Origin of the sequence: Kiloniella sp., from assembly GCF_048259265.1 — a bacterium.
Lineage (GTDB): Bacteria > Pseudomonadota > Alphaproteobacteria > Kiloniellales > Kiloniellaceae > Kiloniella.
Window position 1 is genome coordinate 78,370 of sequence record NZ_JBLXHT010000012.1, and the last position, 20,063, is coordinate 98,432.

General features: G+C 46.4%; 18 protein-coding genes. 12 read left to right on the forward strand and 6 right to left on the reverse strand.

What is annotated here, in order from left to right; all coding sequences use genetic code 11:
- Positions 1-63 precede the first annotated feature (63 nt).
- On the forward strand, positions 64-1,020 hold the full coding sequence (locus tag ACN0QW_RS16985) for an acetyl-CoA carboxylase carboxyltransferase subunit alpha (RefSeq protein ID WP_417433100.1): 957 nt from the start codon (positions 64-66) through the stop codon (positions 1,018-1,020).
- Between the two features lie 78 nt (positions 1,021-1,098).
- Here the strand turns inward: ACN0QW_RS16985 and ACN0QW_RS16990 are convergent, their stop codons facing one another.
- Positions 1,099-3,162 carry a molybdopterin-dependent oxidoreductase gene (locus ACN0QW_RS16990; RefSeq protein ID WP_417433102.1) on the reverse strand — a complete coding sequence of 688 codons (2,064 nt, stop codon included), beginning with the start codon at positions 3,160-3,162 and terminating at the stop codon, positions 1,099-1,101.
- 149 nt (positions 3,163-3,311) lie between these two features.
- Positions 3,312-4,199: a LysR family transcriptional regulator gene (locus ACN0QW_RS16995; RefSeq protein WP_417433104.1), complete on the reverse strand. Its 888-nt coding sequence runs from the start codon at positions 4,197-4,199 to the stop codon at positions 3,312-3,314.
- Between the two features lie 130 nt (positions 4,200-4,329).
- Here ACN0QW_RS16995 and acdA point away from each other — a divergent pair, with 130 nt between their 5' ends.
- Positions 4,330-5,616: a 3-sulfinopropanoyl-CoA desulfinase gene (gene acdA / locus ACN0QW_RS17000; protein WP_417433106.1), complete on the forward strand. Its 1,287-nt coding sequence runs from the start codon at positions 4,330-4,332 to the stop codon at positions 5,614-5,616.
- Between the two features lie 105 nt (positions 5,617-5,721).
- On the forward strand, positions 5,722-7,335 hold the full coding sequence (locus ACN0QW_RS17005; protein ID WP_417433108.1) for a thiamine pyrophosphate-binding protein: 1,614 nt from the start codon (positions 5,722-5,724) through the stop codon (positions 7,333-7,335).
- Positions 7,336-7,452: 117 nt separating this feature from the next.
- On the opposite strand, the gene secA is transcribed toward ACN0QW_RS17005, so the two are convergent.
- Positions 7,453-10,131 carry a preprotein translocase subunit SecA gene (gene secA / locus ACN0QW_RS17010; RefSeq protein WP_417433110.1) on the reverse strand — a complete coding sequence of 893 codons (2,679 nt, stop codon included), beginning with the start codon at positions 10,129-10,131 and terminating at the stop codon, positions 7,453-7,455.
- Positions 10,132-10,380: 249 nt separating this feature from the next.
- Here secA and ACN0QW_RS17015 point away from each other — a divergent pair, with 249 nt between their 5' ends.
- The 5 genes from ACN0QW_RS17015 (at position 10,381) to ACN0QW_RS17035 (ending at position 14,970) form a co-directional block, all read left to right on the forward strand.
- The gene (locus tag ACN0QW_RS17015) at positions 10,381-11,691 is read left to right on the forward strand and encodes a peptidylprolyl isomerase (protein WP_417433112.1); all 1,311 of its coding nucleotides are present in this window, start codon (positions 10,381-10,383) and stop codon (positions 11,689-11,691) included.
- A 125-nt stretch (positions 11,692-11,816) separates the two neighbouring features.
- Entirely contained in the window at positions 11,817-12,767 is a 951-nt protein-coding gene (locus tag ACN0QW_RS17020) for a peptidylprolyl isomerase (protein ID WP_417433114.1), read from the forward strand.
- A gap of 73 nt (positions 12,768-12,840) precedes the next feature.
- Positions 12,841-14,073, forward strand: a complete 1,233-nt coding sequence (gene argJ / locus ACN0QW_RS17025) for a bifunctional glutamate N-acetyltransferase/amino-acid acetyltransferase ArgJ (RefSeq protein WP_417433116.1) — start codon at positions 12,841-12,843, stop codon at positions 14,071-14,073.
- Positions 14,074-14,114: 41 nt separating this feature from the next.
- Positions 14,115-14,573 carry an 8-oxo-dGTP diphosphatase MutT gene (mutT, locus tag ACN0QW_RS17030; protein ID WP_417433118.1) on the forward strand — a complete coding sequence of 153 codons (459 nt, stop codon included), beginning with the start codon at positions 14,115-14,117 and terminating at the stop codon, positions 14,571-14,573.
- Between the two features lie 133 nt (positions 14,574-14,706).
- On the forward strand, positions 14,707-14,970 hold the full coding sequence (locus tag ACN0QW_RS17035) for a ribbon-helix-helix domain-containing protein (RefSeq protein WP_417433120.1): 264 nt from the start codon (positions 14,707-14,709) through the stop codon (positions 14,968-14,970).
- A gap of 14 nt (positions 14,971-14,984) precedes the next feature.
- Here the strand turns inward: ACN0QW_RS17035 and ACN0QW_RS17040 are convergent, their stop codons facing one another.
- Positions 14,985-15,890, reverse strand: coding sequence for a methyltransferase domain-containing protein (locus ACN0QW_RS17040; protein ID WP_417433122.1), 906 nt, complete (start codon positions 15,888-15,890; stop codon positions 14,985-14,987).
- 86 nt (positions 15,891-15,976) lie between these two features.
- Here ACN0QW_RS17040 and ACN0QW_RS17045 point away from each other — a divergent pair, with 86 nt between their 5' ends.
- The 3 genes from ACN0QW_RS17045 (at position 15,977) to ACN0QW_RS17055 (ending at position 17,933) form a co-directional block, all read left to right on the forward strand.
- The gene (locus tag ACN0QW_RS17045) at positions 15,977-16,714 is read left to right on the forward strand and encodes a ComF family protein (protein ID WP_417433124.1); all 738 of its coding nucleotides are present in this window, start codon (positions 15,977-15,979) and stop codon (positions 16,712-16,714) included.
- A 131-nt stretch (positions 16,715-16,845) separates the two neighbouring features.
- Positions 16,846-17,115: a glutaredoxin 3 gene (grxC, locus tag ACN0QW_RS17050; RefSeq protein ID WP_417433126.1), complete on the forward strand. Its 270-nt coding sequence runs from the start codon at positions 16,846-16,848 to the stop codon at positions 17,113-17,115.
- Positions 17,112-17,933, forward strand: a complete 822-nt coding sequence (locus ACN0QW_RS17055; protein ID WP_417433128.1) for a carbon-nitrogen hydrolase family protein — start codon at positions 17,112-17,114, stop codon at positions 17,931-17,933. The genes grxC and ACN0QW_RS17055 overlap by 4 nt, the downstream gene beginning before the upstream one ends.
- A 6-nt stretch (positions 17,934-17,939) precedes the next feature.
- Here the strand turns inward: ACN0QW_RS17055 and ACN0QW_RS17060 are convergent, their stop codons facing one another.
- On the reverse strand, positions 17,940-18,452 hold the full coding sequence (locus ACN0QW_RS17060; RefSeq protein ID WP_417433129.1) for a class I SAM-dependent methyltransferase: 513 nt from the start codon (positions 18,450-18,452) through the stop codon (positions 17,940-17,942).
- A 199-nt stretch (positions 18,453-18,651) separates the two neighbouring features.
- On the opposite strand from ACN0QW_RS17060, the gene ACN0QW_RS17065 reads away from it, so the two are divergent.
- Entirely contained in the window at positions 18,652-19,071 is a 420-nt protein-coding gene (locus ACN0QW_RS17065; protein WP_417433131.1) for a DUF1178 family protein, read from the forward strand.
- Between the two features lie 90 nt (positions 19,072-19,161).
- On the opposite strand, the gene ubiG is transcribed toward ACN0QW_RS17065, so the two are convergent.
- A complete protein-coding gene (gene ubiG / locus ACN0QW_RS17070) occupies positions 19,162-19,935 on the reverse strand; it encodes a bifunctional 2-polyprenyl-6-hydroxyphenol methylase/3-demethylubiquinol 3-O-methyltransferase UbiG (protein WP_417433133.1) in 774 nt (257 codons plus the stop codon).
- Positions 19,936-20,063 lie beyond the last annotated feature (128 nt).

Consider the following 20,063-nt stretch of genomic DNA (forward strand, 5'->3'; position numbering starts at 1 on the left):
TGAAAGGTACTATACACGACTATATTTGTTGACTGATTTTCACGATATGATAGACAACGCCTTATGCAAAATTTCCTAGATTTCGAAAAACCGATTGCTGAGCTTGCTGGTAAGATTGAAGGCCTGCGGCACCTATCTGACAGCAGCAGTGATGTAAACATTGCTGAAGAAGTTTCCAAACTGGAAGCTAAGGCTGATAAGCTGTTGCGCCAAACATACGCAAAGCTGAGCCCTTGGCAAAAAACGCTTGTCGCGCGCCATCCTGATCGTCCGCATTGCAAGGACTATATCGAGGCGCTAATCGAAGATTATACACCCTTGGCCGGGGATCGTGCATTTGCAGAAGATTTCGCCATTTTGGGTGGTTTAGGTCGTTTCCGTGGTCAGTCCGTTGTGGTGATTGGTCAGGAAAAAGGTGCTGACATGCACAGCCGTGTGAAGCACAATTTTGGCATGGCGCGTCCCGAAGGTTATCGTAAAGCACAGCGTTTAATGGACATGGCAGAGCGTTTTGATTTGCCTGTCATTACTTTGGTTGATACGGCAGGTGCCTATCCGGGTGTAGGTGCTGAAGAACGCGGTCAATCCGAAGCGATTGCGCGGAGTATCGAAAAATGCCTTACGATCAAAGTACCCCTTGTTTCTGCTGTTATTGGCGAAGGCGGATCGGGCGGGGCGATTGCCTTAGCCGCAGCCAACACTGTCTTGATGCTAGAACATTCAATTTATTCTGTGATCTCGCCTGAAGGCTGTGCTTCTATTCTTTGGCGTTCTGGTGATCAAGCAAAAGAAGCTGCAGAAGCTCTTCGACTGACGGCTCAAGACCTGAAAATGCTTGGTGTGATCGATGAAATCATCGCAGAGCCAATGGGTGGGGCGCACCGGGCAAAAGAGATCTGTATGACTGCACTAGGTGATAGTATTGAAAAGTATTTGCAAGAGCTATCCCAATTTGGGGGGGCAGAGCTTCGCCAAAAGCGTCGGGACAAGTTCCTAGAGATGGGACAAAAAGGTCTCTGATTTTTGCCACAAGTTATGTGAAAGGCCGCTTTTAGCGGCCTTTTTTGTGCGTGGTAGAAATTCAAAGATAGAGCATTCTCAAGCCGGAGCAATATCAACAAATGTGTCGTTGTAACAGGCTCCTGACATAATATCAGTTCTTGTCTCGGAATTGATCAAGGCATTAACTGTTTGATTTGAACCGCTGGATTTTAACCAAGTCCCCTTAGGTGAGTAGAAAACACCGAGTTTGACCTTTTCGGTGATCTTGGTCAGAAGAATAACTTCTCCCAAAGTATTCCATATTTTCACTTTTGTATTGTCTGAAATACCCTTTGCCAGTGCATCTTGCGGATGGATTTCGAGTTGCTCTATGCCGATTGATTCTTTGTGCCCGCCAAAGGTTGCATTTGTCCGTTTGTTTGATGAAGGGGAGATCAAGGCAAAGGGAAGGTCCTGTGGGACTTCTTCGTAGCGAGGAAGCCCATACCCGAACTGTTGTTCCATATCTTCAGAGTAAAGCTCGATTTTACCAGACTTTGTTGCCGGAAAAACGGTTTGGCACATGATGAGTTCCTGATCATTCTCTGCCAACATAGGCAAAGAACGATCAAGAGGTACTTCACTGGGGCGTATGCCCTTCATTTGTAGGGCTGATGGATCATAAGCTTCATCCATCAATTGGTAATCGTCTGCTTTAAACAGATCATCGTTAAATCCAAACCGGGCGGCCAATCGGCGGAAAATTTCGGTATTGGGGAGGGAATTCCCCACTGTCGGAATAACAGGTTCAGCCCTTTGCAAGTGGGCTTGTCCATAGGCCGCATAGATGTCCGGGAACTCAAAATGACTTGAGGCGGGTAAAATAACATCTGCATAGGCCATGCTGTCGTTCATCTCGACATCGCAGCCAACGATAAAGAGATCTTCCCGGTTGAGCGCGCGGCGCATTCTGTTTTGGTCCGGGTGAGTGCAAACCGGGTTATGGTTATAGATAAAGACGGCCTTGATTGGTGGGGAGAGACTATCGTCGAGAATGTGTTTAGCCACATCGACGATGTTCAGCATTCTTGTTCCTTCTGGCATAAGGTCCGGGCGTCGGAGCTTGGCTGTTGTCGCAGGGAACGCGAGGCCTTGTTTGGCAATGATACCAGCTCCGGACCGTCCCATATTACCAGTGATAGCCTGAAGTGCCATAGCTGCACGAATAGAAGATCCACCGGAATGTCCGCGTTCTGCTCCATTTCCAACCGACATGGAAACATTTTTTGCAGCGGTATAGATGCTCAGGAATTCTTGAATCTGTTCCGGGGGGATTTCGCAAATCTTTGCGGCATCTTGCAAAGAGTATTTCTGGGCGGCGTTCAGGTATTCTTCGATGCCATATATCCAACGGTCAATAAATTCTGTATCGAGCGCGGAACGCTTTTCTAACTCAGTAGCCAGTGCCAAAAAGAGAACAATATCTGTACCGGGTTTAATCTGAATATAGAGATCAGCTTGATCAGCAATCTTTACCCTTTTGGGATCAATGACGATCAATTTTGCACCATTCTTTTTAGCCGTTTTGATTGTCCGCGCTAAATGAAGATTTGAAACCGTTACGTTATTGCTCGCCACAACAATCAGGTCAGATTTAACGGCCTGTTCTGGTTCCATACCGGGGGTGTTCCCGAACAGGCTGGTGTAGGCGGTTCCCCGCACAGCCCCACAGAGGGGACCTCTGTCGAGTTGGGTTGCGCCTAATTTATAAAAAAAACGAAAGTCAATTGATCCGCCAGCTAATTGCCCATGAGGGCCAGCGTAGTTAAAGGGAAGCACGGATTGAGGCCCATGTTTTTCAATGGTAGAAGTCAAACCGTCATATATACGATCAAGGGCTTCTTCCCAGCTGATGGTTTTATATTTCAATGACCCTCTGGGGCCTGTTCGTAAGAGAGGCTGCGTTAAGCGGCGCTCGCCATGAATGAAATCAGGGTAGTAATTTGATACTTTCTTGCATATGGCACCGGCGGTATAGGGATTGGCATTTGAACCGCGTACCTGAATGATATGCTTGCCGTCTGTGACAACAGACAGGCTACAGGTATCCGGGCAGTCTAGGGGACAAACACTAGGTTTGGTCTGCAGGTCTGTTGCAGTGGATGTTGTATCCAAGGACATTTTCTTTGGCTCCATACGCGTAAATAGCGCTTTGTATTATCTTTCCTGATGTAATCTTTTTGTTGATGATTACGTTTCGTAGCATAGGGCCAATTTGGGGTTCCTGTAGGTCCATTTATTAGAATGGTGTGGTGCCGATTTTGTGTGATTTAGCTGTGTAATACGTCATTGAGTGTGGTCGCTAGAAGCCCAGTCAGATCCGGGCGTTGCCCACGATGTTTTTCAACAAGTGAGACTGTTCGTGTTGCACTCGGTTTACCAAAGGGACGAACCAGCAGGTTTGTTCTGTCTTCTAGGCTGTTTTCGGGCACAATTGCAGCACCTAGGCCTTTGGCGACCATACGTTGGATTGCTTCGAGAGAATCAAGTTCCATGGCTTCTCTCAAATTTGCACCTCTGTTTTTAAGGCTTTGTTCAATAACGCGACCGACGCCTGTCAGGTGATTGAAGCGTACAAAGGGGAGCTGGCTTAATAGCGCGATATCACCATCTTTTTTTCTAGAGATTTTTTCGTTTCCACTATTTTTCTGGGCTATGACAACAAGGCGTTCTTCCCTGAGTTTTGTTATCTTCAGTGCTTCGTCTAGACGCTGGGCTTCTGTGATGATGATACAATCCAATTTTCCTTGTATCAGTTCTCGGGTTAGCTCTGTGCTTAACCCGCTTTCTAGTCGCACATTTAAACGTGGATGTCCCTGACCAAGCCGAGCAAGAACCTCTGGCAAGAAGGATGATGTTGCGCTGGGAATGGCACCCAAGCGTAAGAGGCCGGATAGATCTCCCGCTTTTGATCCTGCTTCGGATAGAGAATCATACAGATTGATAATCTCTTGCGCTTTCCCTAGTAACCGAATGCCGGTCGGGTTTAGGTCAGGTGGGCGACGGGTCCTGTCAAAAAGCTCAGTCTGCAGTTCATCCTCTAGCGATTTGATCTGCATGCTGATCGCTGAATGGGTTAAACCCAGCTTTTCTGCCGCAGCTTGAAAGCTACCAGTTTCAGCAATCTCTATTAAAGTACGAAGTTGGCGAATACCCATAAAATAACATCAAAATAATTGAAGTAAGAAGTTATTTTAATTCGTTTGATTTGAAGAAAGCAAGCGCGAGATAATAACGTCAATAAAGAACCCATGCCTTTTGCCACGAGAGCCCGGATGGAGAGACCAAATGCTTGCTGATCTTGATCGACTAGATGCTTCTGATAAAACAGAGAAATCTCGCCTGTTCACTATTGAAGACATCCGACGGCGTGCAAGAAGCCTTGCGCAGGACGTTTTTGCGCCTCGGGCCGCGTCAATTGATTCTGCAGAGATGTATCCTTGGGAAAACTGTTTTGCTTTGCGGGATGCTGGTTTCATGGGCATGACACTCCCTAAGGCTTACGGGGGCGCCGGGGCCGGATATCGGGAAGCTGTTGTCCTAGTCGAAGAAGTTGCCAAAGTGTGTGGTGTTACCGGACGCATCGCTGTTGAAGCCAACATGGGGGCTATTGGAGCTATCATGGCCTATGGTTCGGAAAAGCAAAAGAAGCTCGCGGCTGAATTAGTTCTTGATGGTGATAAGCCTGCGATTTGTATTACCGAGCCAGAAAGCGGTTCTGCGGCCACGGAAATGACAACCCGTGCTGATAAGGTCGGGAATGGTTATGTCTTGAACGGAATAAAACACTGGATTACTGGTGGGGGTGTTTCACGATTACATCTTATCTTTGCACGGGTTTATGAAAATGATGAGCCACAGGGAATAGCTGGTTTTCTTGTCGTCCGGGGGGAACCCGGTGCTGAAGGGCTATCCATTGGACGGCGTGAACCAACAATGGGATTGCGGGGAATTCCAGAAACCGAAGTTCATTTGAAAGACTTACACGTTCCATCTGGCATGATGCTACAGCCTCCTTCTGGTCTTCGAAAGGGTTTTGGTGATTTGATGACGGCTTATAACGGGCAACGTGTGGGGGCTGCGGCTGTGGCACTTGGGATTGCAGTTGGGGCCTATGAACAGGCAGAAAAATTCATCCAAAAGCGAGAACAATTTGGTCGCCCGATCTGCGAGTTTCAGGGGTTACAGTGGATGCTTGCCGATATGTCCGTACAAATTAGCGCAGCACGGGCTTTAATCAATGAAGCTGTCTCTGGGGAAGGGTTCCCCGATAAAATGAAGGCTGCACAGGCAAAGCTCTTTACATCTGAGATGGCTGTCACCGTGACCAATAACGCACTGCAAATGCATGGAGCTGCGGGTTATTCAAGACGCAACCCGGTTGAGCGTATGGTTCGTGATGCACGTATGTTTACCATTGGCGGTGGTACCGCACAGGTTCTCAGAAATGTGATCGCTTCTGATTTGCTAAAACGCAAGTTTCCCCAGACAAGAGATGGTTATCTGGCGCGTACCGCTGATAAATCTTCCATGGAAGATCTGCGATCTGTTGTTGACCGTAGTCCCGAGTGCTAAAATACTGGGTGATAAGGTACTGCTAAACAACTGATTTTAGGTAACTCGCTTTTTGAAGTGGGTAGCTAGTGTTGTGTGTAATTGACTAATTTGAAAGAAGCCGAGATGAGCTTGACCAGCGCTGATATTCTTGCCCAACGTCTTTTTGATGCAGGATGCCGCCATGCATTCGGTATTCCGGGCGGTGAGGTTCTAAGTGTGATGCATGCACTTGATCGGGCCGGGCTCGAGATTGTATTGACCAAGCATGAAAATGGTGCGGGCTTTATGGCCGAAGGTACTTACCACCGCACGGGCGCACCGGGGGTTCTTTTTGCGACGCTGGGGCCGGGCATGGCAAATGCTTTTAACGTCATAGCTAACGCGCATCAGGATCGAGTGCCGTTGATCTTTCTGACAGGTAGGGTCGATGACTATGATATGGCCAGTTATACGCATCAGGTTTTTGATCATTGCAAGGCGCTAGAACCCGTGGTGAAGGGCAGCTTTACACTTATTGATGGTGCTGTTGATCGTGTCATTGATAAGGCCATGTCTTTGGCTCAATCAGGTCGTCCGGGGCCTGTACATATTGATGTGCCGATTTCTTTGGCAGCAAAGCTTCAGGATGCTACACCGAAGCTATGGCAACCAAAGTATTTGCCAACAGCCCCAGCCGAGAGCGCTGACTTTGCCGACCTGAGAGAACGCTTGTCCAAGGCAGAAAGACCTTTGGCTGTTTTGGGGTTGGAGATCCTAAGTGAGTGCTGTGAGATAGAAGTAAAAGACTTTCTTCTCAAGCATGGTATTCCGTCCGTTGCGACCTATAAGGCGAAAGGCGTTGTCCCCGATGATCACTCGCTTTCTCTCGGTGGCGCAGGGCTTTCCCCTAAAGCGGATAAAACGGTTCTGCCGCTGATCGAGAAAAGTGACTGTATTTTGCTGATCGGCTACGACCCTATCGAGATGCGACATGGCTGGCAGGATGTTTGGCAACCAGAAAAACAGTTTGTCGCGGAGTTTACGCTTGAGCCAAATTTGCACGGTATGCATCGGGCTAGCTGTACTTTTGTTGGTTCTTTAGTGCCTGCGCTACAGGTGTTGGACCAAGGATTAGAGCTTGGAGCTGTTTGGCGTAACGGCGACTTTGCAAAGGCAAAAGAAGAGATCTGCGCTGCATTCCCTAGGGATGAAGAATGGGGGCCATCTGCGATTGTTGATGAAGTGCGTAAGGCTTTGCCTGATCATGGGCTTGCATCTGTGGATTCCGGGGCACATAGAATTTTGCAAAGTCAGCAATGGGTCTGTCGCGAGCCGCATACGCTTATTCAATCCAGTGGTTTGTGCACGATGGGCTGTGCTTTGCCTTTGGCAATGGGGGCTAAAGTCGCGTCACCAGATTTACCCGTCGTAGCCTTTACGGGTGATGCAGGACTCGAGATGATCCTTGGTGAGTTATCAACGCTCAGGGATTTGAAGCTCCCAGTTGTTGTTGTTGTCTTTGTGGATGCATCGCTTGCGTTGATAGAATTGAAGCAACGCGGAAGCGGCCGGGAAAACCTTGCCGTTGATTTTGGTGGAACTGATTTCGCAGCCTTGGCTGATGCCATGGGGGGAATTGGTATTAATGCTCGAAACCGTAAAGAGTTACAAACTGCACTGAGTTCAGCATTTGACGGCGACAAATTCACATTGATCGCGGCTCATATTGAACGTGAGTCTTACGACGGGAAGTTCTGATCTTCTGATCCAGCCTAGGGTCAGGCCTTTAGATGTTAGGTACCCATCGAAAATAATAAAGGCGGCCATAGAGCCGCCTTTATTGTGTAAAAAATTCGGAAAATCTACTAACTGATTTTAGCTAAGCTTTCCGTGGCAATGTTTATATTTTTTGCCTGATCCACAAGGGCAGGGAGCATTACGGCTGGTTTTACCCCAAGTTGACGGATCGTTTTGATCAAACTCTTTTACTTGTACGGTTGTTGCGCCAGCTTGTTGTACTGCTGGGTCTTGCCGAGACTCGTGCATTTCTTGTTCTTGGCGCGGAACAGTTGCATCTTCAGGGGTCTGTAGTTCGAAACGATGCATAAGCATTGTGAGCTCGTCACGTACGGAATCGAGCATGCTCTCGAACATTTCAAAAGCTTCACGCTTATATTCATCCAGCGGATTTTTTTGTCCGTATGCACGAAGACCAACAGCTTGTTTCAGATGATCAAGTGACAGCAGATGCTCTTTCCACTGCTTGTCGAGAACCATAAGCAGCAATTGTTTTTCCAGAGAACGCATAACCTCTGGGCCATAGTTCGCAGTCTTGGCGGCCATTTTCTCGTTACTGGCTTGAAGAATACGATCCAGAATTTCCTGATCGGCAATGCCTTCTTCTTCGGCCCAGTCTTTAACGGGCAGATCCATGGCAACAAGGCGTACGCACTCTTCGTGCAGGCTGTCCAATTCCCATTGTTCTGAATAGGCATTGGCAGGGATTGTACGTGTTACGAGGTCTTCAAGAACTTCATGGCGCATGGAAGCCACAGTGTCTTTGACTTCTTCTGCAGACATCACTTCTTTGCGTTGTTCGTAAATAACCTTACGCTGGTCATTCATCACATCATCAAACTTGAGGATGTTTTTACGAATTTCAAAGTTTCTGGCTTCGACTTTTTTCTGCGCTTTTTCCAGTGCTTTATTCACCCATGGATGAATAATAGCTTCACCGTCTTCGAGGCCAAGCTTCTGGAGCATTGAATCCATGCGCTCAGATCCAAAAATACGCATCAGATCATCTTCGAGGCTAAGGAAGAATTTTGATGCACCAGGGTCAGACTGACGGCCTGAACGTCCACGAAGCTGATTGTCGATACGACGGCTTTCATGACGCTCACTACCAATCATAAACAGGCCACCAGCCTTGTTCACAATTTCTTTGTTGGCAGCTACTTCAGCAGAAATTTCTGCCGCTTTCGCTTGCTTTTGCGCATCATCAGAAATGCCGAGGGTTTCATGCTCTATACGCATTTCCTCGTTACCGCCGAGCTTAATGTCTGTTCCGCGACCCGCCATGTTTGTGGCAATTGTTACTGCGCCGGGTGAACCCGCCTGGGCAACAATCATCGCTTCTTGCTCGTGATAACGGGCGTTTAGAACCTTGTGCTCAATCTTCTCTTTCTTGAGAAGGGCGGCAAGATATTCTGATTTTTCAATTGTTACCGTACCAACAAGAACTGGCTGCTGACGTTCATGACATTCTTTGATCTGCTTGATAATCGCGGCGTCACGTTCTTGTCCTGTACGATAGACTTCGTCATCGTGGTCAATACGAATACAAGGCAAGTTGGTCGTCATGGAAATAACGTCTAGCCCATAGATCGCCGAAAATTCTTCGGCTTCGGTCATTGCTGTACCCGTCATCCCTGCCAACTTCGGATAAAGTCGGAAGTAGTTTTGGAAGGTGATCGATGCTAACGTCTGATTTTCGTTTTGGATTTCAGCATTCTCTTTCGCCTCAAGTGCCTGATGAAGGCCTTCTGAGAAGCGACGCCCTTCCATCATGCGGCCCGTGAATTCGTCAATGATAACGACTTTATTGTCTTTGACGATGTAGTCCTTATCGCGCTGGAATAGCTTGTGCGCTTTGAGGGCCTGATTGATGTGATGAAGTGTGCTGACGTTCTCTATTTCATAGAGCGAGCCCTGCATAACCCCATCATCCATGAGTTTTTTCTCTATGAAGTCAACGCCTTCGTCAGTCAAAGTTACTGAGCGCGTTTTTTCATCAAGTTCGTAATGCTCTTCGGTTAAGAAGGGAACATACTTGTTTATGGTAATATAGCTCTCTGATGAGTTTTCTGCAGGACCAGAGATAATAAGCGGGGTCCTAGCTTCATCAATGAGGATCGAATCTACTTCATCGACAATCGCATAGTTAAATTCTCTTTGAACCATCTGGTCGATTTCGAACTTCATATTGTCGCGAAGATAATCAAACCCGAGTTCATTGTTTGTGGCATAGGTAATGTCACAAGTATAGGCAAAAGCTCGTTCTTCTTCGCCTTGACCAGGGAATACACAACCAACAGTCAGGCCTAAGAAACGATAAATCTGCCCCATCCATTCGGCATCACGCTTGGCGAGGTAATCGTTGACGGTAACGACGTGAACACCCTTGCCTTCAATTGCGTTGAGATAAACAGGCAAGGTTGCAACAAGTGTTTTACCTTCACCTGTTGCCATCTCACTGATCATGCCACGATGAAGGACAATGCCGCCCATCATTTGAACGTCAAAGTGTCTCAAACCAAGAGTTCTGCGGGATGCTTCACGAACGGTCGCAAAAGCTTCCGGAAGAATATCGTCGAGTGTTTCCCCTTGCTTCAGGCGGTTACGTAATTTCTCTGTTTGTCCTTTGAGATCATCGTCAGATAGCTTTTCCAGCTCTGATTCAAAGCTATTGATAGAGAGGACAATAGAGTTAAGGCCTTTAAGGTAACGGTCATTGGCAGAGCCAAACATCCGCTTCACAAGCGCGCCGAGCATAGAGTACCCCTTGCGTGAAAACGCAGTTCAAGATTTGGTTATAAAAAGTCACTGTGAGACATAGGGCGCAGGTTGGCGGATGTCAATGTGAAGCTGGATTCAGTAGGTATAAAATAACGAACGGAGTCTGCCTTGATTGCTTGATTTTATTGAATGTGTTTATTTCCGTGATACTTGCTTTAGGTTGCAGTGACTTTGTTGTAGTAAGGATAAACTTTTTATTTCTTCTGAGCTGGAGCCAGAGTTTAAATGAATTTTCGTAAAGTTATTGTCCTTTCCACCGTGTTGATGATTGTTAGTTTCGCGCAAGACAGTAATGCACAGCAAAGCTCTGATGACGAATGGAAAAAAGAACAGCGCGAAAGTGGTGGTAAACTTTTGAAGTTTCTTTTTGGTGATAGTGATGACGAAGAAACATCGCCAGAGGAAGAAAAAGTTACAGAAGAAGAGACGGACACTATTTCTGATCCTGCACCTGAGGAAAATACAAACACTGTTGATGACAGTGTTATCGAGACAAAGACAACAGAACCTGTTGTTGTGGAGTCTGTGCTCGATACCCCTGAGACGGTAACCCCAGAGGTCGAAGTTGTCCCCGGAGAGGAAAGAGAAGGGCTGGCTCCACCGCCCGGATTTACAGAAGAAGTCGAGAAGAGGTCAGAAGATACTTCTGGAAATGGTATCGTCGTAGAAGATCTGTCAACCGCACCAATTTCTAAAAATACAAATTCAGAAAAAGTTGAGGATCTGGAAAGTACCCAGATCGCACCGACCGCATCCCCTAAAGCCGCCCCGAGCAAAACGGAAAGTGAATTGGATCGCCTCGATCGGGAAAATCCTGTCGTAGCTGTTGTCGAAGGCGATGAGATTTATTGGCAGGACATAACGCAAGCGGCTAAAAAATTGCCCGAGCAATATCAAGGGCAGTTGGAAACAATGTTTCCTATACTTCTGGATCGTGCCATTGACCTGAAGCTTTTGGCGCACGCTGGTGCCGATGCGGATATGGATGAAAAGGAAGATGTAAAAAGGAAGCTGGCCATTGCAGAGGAAAAAATTATCCGCGATGCCTATCTAGAAGAGCAGCTAGGAGAAATGATCACTGAGAGTATGCTTAAGGACAGGTATTTTTCTTTGCTGAGAGAGAATATTGTCAATGCAGAAATCCGGGCGCGTCATATTCTGGTTGAAACACGTAATGAAGCGCTCGCTTTGGTTATCGCTTTGGATAATGGTGCGGAATTTCATCTGTTGGCAAAAAAATTCTCCAAAGGCCCTTCGGCTGATAAAGGTGGTGATTTGGGGTGGTTCAAGCAAAAGGATATGGATCCAAACTTTGCATCGGCTGCTTTTTCTCTGGCACCGGGAACCTACACAAAAGCACCAGTAGCCACTGAATTTGGCTGGCATGTTATTCAGTTGGAAGATAAGCGGGATGTAAAACAGCCAACCTTTGAATCTATGAGGTCTGAAATTAGAGACCAAATTAGTCGCGAGTTGGTTGCACGGATGGTGCGGGATTTAAGACAAGATGCGGATATATCCGTTTTCCCTCGCTAACTAATTAAAAATGAACATATTGCCTTTCTCTTGACACAGTCATGGGATTTGGTGCTGATCGATTAAAAGAGAATGGTCAAAAAGCCATAATTCTCTAAATGATATAAATAAGGAGTTATCTTTAGATGTCTGCGAAACAGATTATTTTTCCTCTTGTCGGTATCGTTGCCCTTGCTGGTGCAGCGTATGCTGGTTATTCCTATGGAATAAAAGGGGGAACGCTACCTTTCCTTGGTGGTGATCAGGCTGCTGAGGTCGTATCAGATGCTCCTGCTGCGGATGATCCGATTATGGCCAAAGTCGGTGATATTGAAATTCGCCGTTCAGAGGTCGTGAAGTTTGCAGAAAGCATTCCAAATATTCCTCAGGAACAGATCGAGCTTATTTTACCAGAACTCGTTGGCCAGGTCGTTGACCTTAAATTGATTACAAAAGAAGCTACGACGAGTGGTTTGGGCAATGATCCCGAAGTTCAAAAACGTGTGAGTGAAGTTAAAGAGAGAATTCTTGTCGAAATCTTCTTGAACAGAGCTCTTGAAAAAGAAGTTACTGATGAAGCTGTTGAAAAAGCCTATCAGGATTATTTGACGGAGAATCCACCGGTTCGAGAAGTGTCTGCCCGCCATATTCTTGTCGAAAAAGAAGAAACTGGAAAAGACTTGATCAAACAGTTGGACGAAGGTGCTGATTTTGCGGCTTTGGCCAAAGAACATTCTACTGGCCCAAGTGGTCCTGGTGGCGGTGATCTTGGTTTCTTTCAGGCTGAGCAGATGGTTAAACCTTTCTCTGATGCTGCTTTTGGTATGAAAGTTGGGGAACATTCTGCTGCCCCGGTACAGACCCGGTTTGGTTGGCATGTCATTAAGGTTGATGCCGAGCGCGATTCTGAACAACCCAAAAAAGAGCAGCTTGATGGCCAGCTCCGTTCTGAACTTTCAAGAAGTGCATATGAAGGTATTGTCGAGAACCTCAAAAATGGGGTAGAGATTGAAATAATTGGTGCTAAGGCTGAAGAAGCCACGCCGGTAGAAGGTGAAGAAAAGCCAGAAGGCGAAGAACAACCTGCCAGCGAATAATGAAAAAAGCCCGGTTTTACCGGGCTTTTTAATGGCTGTTGGAATCTGGCTGTGAATAGGTAGGATTTGTTTTATGGAATTGCAAAAATCTCCACTCGCCCCCGTGGGGTTTCCAGAAATGCCAGAAATAAGTGGCGTGTCACTCTCAACAAAAGCTTGTGGCGTGAAGTATAAAGGTCGTGCCGATGTTCTTTTGATGAGCTTTGACAAAGGAACAACAATTGGCGGAGTTTTAACCCGTTCGCTTACCTGTTCAGCGCCAGTTGAATGCTGCCGCGATCATTTGAAATTTGGCGAGGCCAGAGCGATTGTCGTGAACTCTGGTAATGCAAACGCTTTTACGGGGCGCTTGGGTAAAGCATCTGTTCGGCGAACGGTCGAGGCAACTGCCAGAGAGCTGGATTGTCCTGAAAATGCTGTTTTTGTAGCTTCGACCGGTGTGATTGGTGAGCCACTGCCCGATGAAAAAATAACATCAGCCCTGGGTGATTTGAAAACGGATCTATGTCCCGATAGCTGGCAAGACGCCGCCGAAGCCATTATGACGACAGACACTTTTGCCAAGGGAGCCACAATCACAACTCAGATTGATGGGAAAACGGTCACAATTAATGGTATTGCCAAAGGATCAGGAATGATTGCTCCTGATATGGCGACAATGCTTAGTTTTGTCGCAACAGATGCAGCTCTGTCCCCGGCGATGATCCAGAATTTAATCTCAAGCGGTGCGGACTTGTCCTTTAACTCAATCACGGTTGATAGTGATACCTCTACCAGCGATACGGTACTTCTTTGTGCGACAGGAAAAGCTGGAAACACGATCTATAATGATATTAATGCGCCAGAGCTTACTGACTTTATTCGAGCTTTAAATACAGTACTGATAGATTTAGCGCATCAAGTTGTTCGGGATGGTGAGGGAGCAAGCAAGTTTGTCGCTATTGAGGTGACCGGTGCTGAAACGGACCAAGCTGCCCGTCGTGTAGGTTTAGCCATCGCAAATTCGCCTTTGGTCAAGACAGCAGTTGCCGGAGAAGACGCCAACTGGGGCCGGGTTGTTATGGCTGTTGGTAAGTCTGGTGAGCGGGCTGATCGTGATAAACTCTCTATAGCCATGGGCGGGGTTACGATTGCCAAAGATGGTCAACGGGTAGATGGCTTTGATGAGGCTCCTGTTGCCAAACACATGAAGGGCCAGGAAATTTCTATCGCTGTTGATGTTGGTATTGCCGATGGGCAGGCAACTGTCTGGACCTGTGATTTGACGCATGGCTACATAGAAATCAATGCCGATTATCGCAGTTAGTAGTGCCTTAATGATACGATAGAAATTCCAGGATAAAATTTATGGATTCTTCTGAAAACGAGCAGGGGTGTTGGGCCGCTGAAAAGCGGGACCAAGCGGCGAAACCTATTGTTCTGGTCGCGGCTGCTGCGTTGGTTGATAGTGATGGACGTGTACTGCTTGCGCAGCGTCCTGAAGGTAAATCGATGGCCGGTTTATGGGAATTCCCTGGGGGGAAAGTTGATCCCGGCGAAACCCCGGAACAAGCACTTGCACGTGAGCTTAAGGAAGAGTTAGGCATTGATACACGTTCATCCTGTCTTGCGCCTATCGCCTTTGCATCGCATAGTTACAACGATTTTCATTTGTTGATGCCATTGTTTGTATGTCGTATCTGGGAAGGGAATATTACCGCCCTCGAAGGGCAGGAATTTACATGGGTCCGACCCGTTCGATTACGGGATTATCCAATGCCACCAGCTGATGAGCCATTGGTGGCATTGTTACGGGATTTACTATAAGCTTTGGTGCCGTAGTTCCAATGACGAGTCTTACTAATTGGTTAATAAGTCTGACTTTTGGAGCGCGAGGGGAATAACAGGCTTTTTATTGTGGGGTGTGTCCAAGTGTAAAACACGGGCGCAATTGGGGTTGATGTCAACATTAGTAAACCGAAATATAACGCTGAAGGGGCGGAGAACCTCTTTGCGTTTGGAACCGGATATGTGGGAAGCGCTTTTTGAAATTTGCGTGCGCGAGAATTGTCCGATCGGTGAACTGTGTACACAGATTGATGAATCCAAAGAGGACTCTTCACTAACTGCAGCAATCCGTGTTTATATCTTGATATACTTTCGGAATGCAGCTGCTTCTGAGCGGCCTGTGAAACCGCAAGGGGTTGTGGGTAAAGCTATTTAATAGAAGAGAATTTTTTAATTAATCTTGGTTTCTTCCGTATCCAGAAAGTCTGAAAGACGTTCTGTTGCACTCCCGGGTCTTAACGGTTGTTGCTGGGACGTGTGTGGTGCCCAACCAGCAAGGTAAACGACATCAAAAGTAGTATTAATTCGCCCTTCTGAATCAGAAAATTTTTCCTGATAAAGTTGAGCTGCTTTTAAGAGTGTTTCCCTGCGGGTGAAGGATTTCCTTCTGTTATGAATAGCATTCGTTTCGCCCATACCTCTGAGTTCTTTCATTAAATCAAACGCGTTGGCATAGCTGACTTCAATGCGATCAAAATCTGAAACAGGTAAAGCAAACCCCGCTCTCTGGAGGAGAGCACCTGCATCTTTGACATCAATAAGCGGTGATACCCTAGGACTTACCCCACCTTCTACTTCCATTTCAGCTTCCATAAGGCATGTGCGTAGCTCTTTTAGGGTTTCACCCCCAATCATAGAAGCAATGAATAAGCCATCAGCTTTCAGGCATTGATGTGCTTGTAAAAGAATACCAGGTAAGTCGTTAACCCAATGAAGACAAAGGTTGCTGATAATCAGATCATAGGTGTGTGGGGCCCGAGGTAATATTTCTGTTGATATTTCGATCTCTTTTGATCCCAGAAGGGCACTTTCCGAAGGCAAGGAAGGCTCTTCTGATCGGAATCTAGCAGATGTGAAGTCTTGTATCCCGCCTCTGGAGCCAAGAGTTTCCTTTAGAATCGTATGGTTTGACCCCAGATCTAATGCTTTGGGGAAGTCGCGGGCGATATCCATGAGCCTGTCTCCCAACCGATCAGCGATTTCTCGGAAAAGGAAGTCATGGGCGTCAATTTCCTTTTGGGAGCGTCTATAGTGCTGGTTTACAGATTTACGATCGAAAATATAGATATCAGTCATGCTGGAACCCAATAAACGCGAGATAATTTTCTGGTTATAGCAGATTGCTTCTTGATGACCAGATCAATTAGCATGGCAATATGCGTATGATGAAAGAATTGGTACCAGATCTTTTTACCAAGGGCGTAAATTACCTGTTCCCGCCTGTTTGCGGGAACTGTGATGAGGCCATTTGGGATAATACGGGGATCTGCTCGGCATGCTGGAAGGATTTGACGTTTATTTCCGATGCGTGCTGTAGGTCCTGTGGTTACCCCTTTGAGCTATCTTCTGGGGATGGCTTGCTTTGTGGTGGATGTCTTCAGATGCCCAAAAGTTTTGATCAATGCAGAGCGGCTTTGGTTTATGATGAACATAGTAAGGATATGATTATCGGCTTTAAACATGCCGATAAAACGCATTTGGTTGCTCTTTTTACACAGTGGCTGTCATCTTGTGGAAAAGGCATATTAGATAAAGCTGATTTCGTTGTACCTGTACCGTTACATCGAAGACGCTTATTGAGGCGAAGATATAATCAATCTGCACTATTGGCACAGCGTGTAGCGCGTGTTCATCGTAAAAGATATGTGCCGAATTTACTTAGCCGAACAAAAAACACATCTTCCCAAGGACAGTTTTCCATGTCAGGGCGGTGGCGTAATGTACGCAATGCGTTTGAATTAAACCACAAGTACCAAGATGAAGTTCGCGGTAAACATGTTGTTTTGATTGATGATGTCTTTACCACGGGTGCAACATTAGATGCATGTGCTCGGGTGCTTAAAACAAGTGGTGCAGCCTTTGTTAGCGGGATAGTTTTAGCCCGAGTAACAAAAGAGTGATAGAGCTATGGGCATAAAATTTTATTGCCAGATACTGTAATTTATTAGTAAGTGCCTTACATAAAGTTACTCGCAGGTTCTGTGATCAAGTACCTGTTTGTGTAACCACAGCGAAATTAGGAATGTTGTCTATGGCTGAAGTTGTTGTTTATTCCAGTATGCTTTGCCCTTATTGCATCCGTGCAAAAAAACTGCTGAAAAGCAAAGGCGTTGCTTTTAACGAGATTGACGTAATGATGGAACCACGTCGTAAACCAGAAATGGTTGAGAAGGCTGGCGGGCGTACATCTGTGCCACAAATTTTCATTAATGGTGAGCATATTGGCGGGTGTGATGAACTCATGGAACTTGAAAGTCATGGTAAACTGGATAGCAAACTCGAAAACAGGATTGCCTCTTGAATAAATTCAAAGCAGCTTGTGTGCAGCTAACAGCAGATCGGGATGACAGCGTTACGTTAGGTCCTGCTTGCGATCTTATTCGTCAGGCGCATGCCTTGGGCGCAGACTACATTCAAACGCCCGAATGCACGACGATGATGGAACCCAATAAAAAGCTGACGCTGGAAAAAGCACTTCCCGAGAGTGATCATCTCTCGGTGAAGGCTTTTTCTGCACTCGCTGCGGAACTTGGGGTTTGGTTGCACATAGGTTCTTTGATTGTTGGTACAGAAGAGAGCCGTGCGGCTAACCGTGCGTTTCTTTTCTCACCGGAAGGTGATATTGCGGCCCGATATGATAAAATTCATATGTTTGATGTCGTTATTCCCGACGGCCAGTCTTATCGTGAATCAGCAACATTTCGCCCCGGAGATCAGGCGGTTGTCGCTAAGCTTCCGTGGGCTGAATTAGGTATGGCGATTTGCTATGATGTTCGTTTCCCTTATTTGTTCCGGGCTCAGGCGAAAAAGGGCGCAACAATTTTGACGGCGCCGGCTGCTTTTACCAAGTTCACGGGGGAAGCACACTGGCACACGCTTTTAAAAGCGCGTGCAATTGAAAATGGATGTTTTGTCATTGCGGCCGGACAATGTGGTATTCACGCTGAGGGGCGTGAAACGTATGGTCATTCCCTTATTATTGCGCCATGGGGGGAAGTCCTTGCTGATGGCGGTGATCAACCGGGGATTATCGTTGCTGATATTGATCTTGATCGCGTGAAACAAGCCCGTGATATGGTGCCATCAATAGATCATGATAGGGACTTTACCATCAGTTGATCGTCTTCATACTGAATTTACCGCGCAGATACGTTGCACAACGGCGGGATTAGGTTCCGCGATTGTTGTTTCTTCATAACTTTGAATTTTTAGTCGTGTGTAATATTCGTCTAAAAGTTCTTGGGGCTTTAACAGGAAGTCTGGGCTTTTGGGCCGTCCGAATTTTTCATTCCCCACCATAAATGTCTCATAGATCAAAACGCCGTTTGGTAGCAGTAATTCGGGAAGTAAAGGCAAGAGAGCTCGGTAGAGATAGTTGGTAACAATAATACCGCCAAATTTTTTGTTCGAGAGGGGAAAGGGGCTTCCGTCTTCCAGATCAGCAAGAATAATCTCGGCCCCGGGATGGTTTTCAAGATCAGTAAGGGCATCCGTATTTTTATCAAGGGCTGTAACGTAGTGTCCTGACATTAAAAATAGTCGTGCATGTCGGCCTGTCCCACAGGCAAGGTCCAATATGTCACTACTTTCGGGAATATATCCCGCATGTCTAAGCACCCACGAAGATGGTTCGTTCATTATCTTTGCCTTCTGTTTCCAATCGAATGGAACAATCTATTAATGAGTTTTGCCTTAATGTTGAGGCCTAGTTACATTCACTACTGGCAGGTGCTTTTAATGCCATAACTTCTGGTATCAGAAGCTTGACCATTGCAGAGATCATCAGTCATAACCATATTCTTTACATAACTGACAGTACGAATAAAGCAGGATTAGAATGATTCTTTTCGATTTGAAATGCGAAAACGATCACGTTTTTGAAGCTTGGTTTAAAGATAGTGCGGCCTTCAAGGAGCAATCCGAAAGAGGGATTGTTCTGTGCCCCAACTGTTCTTCTAAAGAAGTCAAAAAAGCTTTGATGGCACCGAATGTCAGTCTGGCCAATAGTGAGAAGAAGCAGGTCTCGGCCACAGAGCTGGCCAAGGCGCAAAAATTTATCTCTGAAGCTCAAAAAGCCGTTGAGAATAACTTTGATTATGTTGGTAAAGACTTTGCCGCGGAAGCCCGTAAAATTCATTACGGCGAATCAGACAAAAAGAATATCTATGGTGAGGCAAGTGAAACTGATGCCAAAAGCCTAAAGGAAGAGGGCGTTGCCTTTGCAACAATTCCTTGGAAGCAAAAAGCAGATGCTTAACAGGCATGAACGGTCATGCCCTTCGAATACATCCTTTTGATCAACGCGTAGCGGCTTTTAGATTAGAGCAACTTGTGTCTTGATATAGTTTTACGACGGTTTTTCCGCGATTAGCATATAGTTTACACCCAGATCACTGGCGTCCTGAGACCATTTATCCTGCACCGGATTATATACTATTCCCATAAGATCTTCGGTCTCTAGCCCATTACGACGCAGTAGGTCGACAAACTCTGACGGGCGCAAAAACTTATTCCACTCGTGGGTTCCTCGGGGGACCCAACGTAACAGATATTCAGCACCAACAATGGCAAGAAGATAAGATTTTTTTGTACGATTTAAAGTTGAGCCAAACATAGTGCCGCCGGGTTTTACAAGGGCAGCACAATCCCGGCTATAAGCCTCGACATCGGCGACGTGTTCAATAACTTCCATATTGATAACCGCATCGAATTGAGCTCCTTGTTCGACAAGCTCTTCGGCTGTCATATGCCGATAGTCCATTTCAAGGCCGCTTTCTTCGGCATGAATTTGTGCAATTTCAATGTTGCGATGTGAAGCGTCAATGCTTGTGACTTTTGCCCCCAACCGGGTGAGAGGTTCCGATAACAAGCCCCCGCCACACCCGATGTCCAGAATCGTTAATCCTTTGAGTGGGGTTAGGGTTGTGATGTCGCGGTCGTGTTTTTGGGCAAGGTGGTCCCGTATATAACTAATGCGGACAGGATTCAGTTGGTGAAGTGGTTTGAATTTGCCCAATGGATCCCACCACTCATCTGCCATGGCCGCAAATTTTGATATTTCCAAGGGGTCAACGGTAATGCCGGACGCTTCGTCTTTTTCGGGGATCTGGGTCGCATTCATTGTATTCTAAACCATCATTTTGCCGGGGTCCCCTGCATGAGAGGACGAGAAATTTACTTTAAATCTGACGCTATTTTACATTTTACATATGTGATTGTGTTCGTTTTTCACACGCATTTTCTTGCGTC

Coding starts and splice junctions, on each gene's coding strand:
- ACN0QW_RS17045 (WP_417433124.1), top strand. CDS start 15,977: ATGATGAAAGAATTGGTACCAGATCTTTTTACCAAGGGCGTAAATTAC.
- secA (WP_417433110.1), bottom strand. CDS start 10,131: ATGCTCGGCGCGCTTGTGAAGCGGATGTTTGGCTCTGCCAATGACCGT.
- ACN0QW_RS16995 (WP_417433104.1), bottom strand. CDS start 4,199: ATGGGTATTCGCCAACTTCGTACTTTAATAGAGATTGCTGAAACTGGT.
- ubiG (WP_417433133.1), bottom strand. CDS start 19,935: ATGAATGCGACCCAGATCCCCGAAAAAGACGAAGCGTCCGGCATTACC.
- ACN0QW_RS17015 (WP_417433112.1), top strand. CDS start 10,381: ATGAATTTTCGTAAAGTTATTGTCCTTTCCACCGTGTTGATGATTGTT.
- ACN0QW_RS17040 (WP_417433122.1), bottom strand. CDS start 15,890: ATGACTGATATCTATATTTTCGATCGTAAATCTGTAAACCAGCACTAT.
- mutT (WP_417433118.1), top strand. CDS start 14,115: ATGGATTCTTCTGAAAACGAGCAGGGGTGTTGGGCCGCTGAAAAGCGG.
- ACN0QW_RS17035 (WP_417433120.1), top strand. CDS start 14,707: ATGTCAACATTAGTAAACCGAAATATAACGCTGAAGGGGCGGAGAACC.
- ACN0QW_RS17065 (WP_417433131.1), top strand. CDS start 18,652: ATGATTCTTTTCGATTTGAAATGCGAAAACGATCACGTTTTTGAAGCT.
- ACN0QW_RS17005 (WP_417433108.1), top strand. CDS start 5,722: ATGAGCTTGACCAGCGCTGATATTCTTGCCCAACGTCTTTTTGATGCA.
- argJ (WP_417433116.1), top strand. CDS start 12,841: ATGGAATTGCAAAAATCTCCACTCGCCCCCGTGGGGTTTCCAGAAATG.
- ACN0QW_RS17020 (WP_417433114.1), top strand. CDS start 11,817: ATGTCTGCGAAACAGATTATTTTTCCTCTTGTCGGTATCGTTGCCCTT.
- grxC (WP_417433126.1), top strand. CDS start 16,846: ATGGCTGAAGTTGTTGTTTATTCCAGTATGCTTTGCCCTTATTGCATC.
- acdA (WP_417433106.1), top strand. CDS start 4,330: ATGCTTGCTGATCTTGATCGACTAGATGCTTCTGATAAAACAGAGAAA.
- ACN0QW_RS17060 (WP_417433129.1), bottom strand. CDS start 18,452: ATGAACGAACCATCTTCGTGGGTGCTTAGACATGCGGGATATATTCCC.
- ACN0QW_RS16990 (WP_417433102.1), bottom strand. CDS start 3,162: ATGTCCTTGGATACAACATCCACTGCAACAGACCTGCAGACCAAACCT.
- ACN0QW_RS16985 (WP_417433100.1), top strand. CDS start 64: ATGCAAAATTTCCTAGATTTCGAAAAACCGATTGCTGAGCTTGCTGGT.